We start from the raw sequence: 2,846 nt of genomic DNA, 5'->3' as shown, positions 1-2,846 counted from the left end.
ATTGCCGCCCGCGATACGTCACTCGGTGGCGTTGCCCGACCAGTTGTTCGACCGGCGGGTGGCCGACCCTCCCTGGCGGAGCATGAACGCCATCGCCAGCGTGACGAGGAGGAGGCCGCCGCAGAACGCGAGCGCCTGGAAGTCGGGCAGCCCGAACGAGATGCCCATCGTCCAGATGCCTCCGATGAAGAGGATCATGAAGAAGAGGAAGCTGAGGATCACGGGATCTCCTGTCGTCGGTGCCATCTACCAGGATAGCCCCGGCGCGGAAACCCCCTGTGCACGCACTTGGTCGCCTGCTCTGCTGGAAGCATGAAGACACCATTGACCGCGGTCGCCGTCTCCTGCACGCTGAAGCCGTCGCCCGCCTCCTCCAGTTCCGATCTCCTCGCGACGCAGCTGCTCGACGCTCTCGCCGGCCACGGCGTCACGGGAAGTCTCGTCCGCGCTGTCGACCTGTCCATCAGTCCCGGAGTGCAGAAGGACATGGGCGACGGCGACGAGTGGCCGAGCGTGCGACGACGCATCCTCGATGCCGACATCCTCGTGTTCGTGACGCCGACGTGGCTCGGTCAGCACTCGAGCGTCGCCCAGCGCGTGCTCGAACGCCTCGACGCGGAGCTCAGCGAGACCGACGCACGCGGCCGCCCCACGCTCTTCGACAAGGTGGCGATCTCGGGTGTCGTCGGCAACGAAGATGGCGCCCACCACATCGCGGCGATCGTCTTCCAGGCTCTCGGAGATGTCGGCTTCACCATCCCCGCCCAGGGTTCGGTCTACTGGAACGGCGAGGCGATGCACACCACCGACTACCAGGACCTCGAGGAGACCCCGGAGAAAGTCGCTTCATCGATCGGGACGGCCGCGCGGAACGCCGCGCACCTGGCCCGGCTGCTCAAGGCGCAGGAGTACCCGGCGAGCTGACATCGGGCTGCGTCGTGAGGAAAGTGATGACCTCATCCCGACGCGATTTCTCGAGCGTCAGACCCGCGAGCTCGAGGCGCCGATACACCCGTCTCGGCAATGGCGGGAGCTCGGCGGAGAACCCTCGAGGCGGCTTCGCGATCCCGGTGACCACCGAGAGGTCGACACCGGACCCGCCGCGCACTTCGAAGCGTGCGTAGTCGCTGCGGGTCCGCCAACGGAGGAGCTCGAGGTCCCGGAACGGGATCGAGTAACGGGCCTCCCCCACGCGGATCCGGAGTTCGTCGTTGCCGAAGGCGACCGCGCACTGCTGCGTGCGGCGACGCAGGATCGCGGTGAAGGCCAGGTATACGGGGAGTCCGACCACGATCCCGAGGAGGAGGATGGCGAGGCGCGGGCCCATCCGCATCGCGAAGTCGTCGAGCGCGATCAGCGCCACGACACCGAGGAGCCCGAAGACCACGACGATCGCCACGATCGCCTGCGTGAGGCTGCGCATCCGGAGCTCGATGCCGGGGAACCGCACGACCGAACCGTCGCCGCTCTCCTCGCGTTCCCACTCCGGGGCCACGGGCAGCGGGCGCTTCTTCGCATCCCGGCGCCCGACCAGATCGGTGACGCGACTGAGCAGCCCGAGCCAGATCCATCCGACCGCGGGGATCGCCGCCATCTGCAGCACCACGGCGACACCGCGAACGGCAGCGGGGAACGGGTCGAGCAGGTCTCCCCCGAACTCGATCACAGAGGCGACGAGCACGCCCAGGACCACGGCCACGATCACGTGGAGGATCGCGCCGTTGCGCGCGGGCACCATGTCGAACGTCGCGTTCACGAATGCGAAGCCGAAGCACCAGCCGCCGACCAGCATGAGCAGGAAGGGGAAGAAGCTCAAGTCATCGCCCGCGACCGTGAAGACGATGGCGGCGAGCAGCAGCACCGCGCCCCAGAGGAGCGGGTTGCGCACCAGTTTCCGGGTCACGCTCGTACGCACGCGCGTGTCGTCGGCGGTGGTGTTCTCCGTCATCGGGATCCGCCCGCCTGCCCGCGTGCCGCGCGGACGATCTCCTCGAGCCGGCGGAGATAGGCGTCGAAGGACTCCCGCCCCGCCTCGGTCAGGGCGATGCGACGCGCGCGCTGATCGGTGGGGCTGTTCGTCACGACGACGACTCCCGCATCCGTCAGAGCCGACACGTGCTTCGACAGTGCCGACTTGCTCACCCCGACCAGGCGGAGCAGCGTCGAGAACTCGATGTAGTCCGCGGGAGCCAGGGCGGAGAGCACACTCAAACGCACCGGCTCGTGCAGCAGCGGATCGAGGCGCGGTGCCACCGCATCCTCTCCCTGCGCCTCACTCATCTCGCTTCCCGGATGCCGCCGGGGTGGGTGCACTCGCGAGGCGCTGCAGACCCGGTCGGCAGACGAGGAGGATCACGACGACGGCAGCCAGCGCTCCGATGGTGTTGGGGAGGATCCATCCCACCGCGCGCACGGGGAACTGCACGGCGGCGAATGCGGCGAGCGCCAGCAGGGCACCGCCCCAGACCAGCCAGGCGCCGGCGCGGTCGGACCAGGTCAGCCGCAGCCGGATCGACAGCATCGAGAAGAGCCCGACGATCCCCAGCACAACGAGTGCCGAGAGGTAGATCATGTCCATGTCGATCATCAACCCGATCGCCAGCGCTCCCGCCGACGCCACGAGGGAGGCGACCCACGCCCCGTTCCGCACCGACACGCTCTTCGTCTGCTTCACGGCCGCGAGGCGGGCCGCCGCTTCGTCGCTGTCCATGTTTCCCCCTCAAATTTCGTTTCCCGAGAAGAAACTAACACGTAGTTTCCTCGCGGGCAACCACTGCGGAGCGGAAACGACTAAGCCCCGGTCCGAAGGTCGCTGTGACCGCCGAACCGGGGCTTGATGTTCTCGG

At 68.0% G+C, this 2,846-nt stretch carries 5 protein-coding genes; 1 reads left to right on the top strand and 4 read right to left on the bottom strand.

The window, feature by feature from the left end:
• Window positions 1-18: 18 nt before the first annotated feature.
• The gene (locus ACNPM4_RS18060; protein WP_231481831.1) at window positions 19-246 is read right to left on the bottom strand and encodes a hypothetical protein; all 228 of its coding nucleotides are present in this window, start codon (window positions 244-246) and stop codon (window positions 19-21) included.
• A gap of 66 nt (window positions 247-312) precedes the next feature.
• On the opposite strand from ACNPM4_RS18060, the gene ACNPM4_RS18055 reads away from it, so the two are divergent.
• Window positions 313-924 (top strand): flavodoxin family protein, encoded by a 612-nt coding sequence (locus ACNPM4_RS18055; RefSeq protein ID WP_448986608.1) that lies wholly within the window; start codon window positions 313-315, stop codon window positions 922-924.
• Here the strand turns inward: ACNPM4_RS18055 and ACNPM4_RS18050 are convergent.
• From ACNPM4_RS18050 to ACNPM4_RS18040, 3 genes are read right to left on the bottom strand one after another with little or no spacing between them, the layout of a single operon-like run.
• Window positions 896-1,948, bottom strand: coding sequence for a hypothetical protein (locus tag ACNPM4_RS18050; RefSeq protein ID WP_448986607.1), 1,053 nt, complete (start codon window positions 1,946-1,948; stop codon window positions 896-898). The genes ACNPM4_RS18055 and ACNPM4_RS18050 overlap by 29 nt on opposite strands.
• Window positions 1,945-2,280 (bottom strand): transcriptional regulator, encoded by a 336-nt coding sequence (locus ACNPM4_RS18045; protein ID WP_448986606.1) that lies wholly within the window; start codon window positions 2,278-2,280, stop codon window positions 1,945-1,947. Before ACNPM4_RS18045 ends, ACNPM4_RS18050 begins: the two co-directional genes overlap by 4 nt.
• Window positions 2,273-2,710 carry a hypothetical protein gene (locus ACNPM4_RS18040; protein ID WP_448986605.1) on the bottom strand — a complete coding sequence of 146 codons (438 nt, stop codon included), beginning with the start codon at window positions 2,708-2,710 and terminating at the stop codon, window positions 2,273-2,275. The genes ACNPM4_RS18045 and ACNPM4_RS18040 overlap by 8 nt, the downstream gene beginning before the upstream one ends.
• Between the last annotated feature and the right edge of the window lie 136 nt (window positions 2,711-2,846).

The organism is Microbacterium umsixpiens, assembly GCF_053543675.1.
The sequence above is the reverse complement of the archived record's forward strand: the minus strand, read 5'-3'. Positions and strand labels throughout refer to the sequence as shown.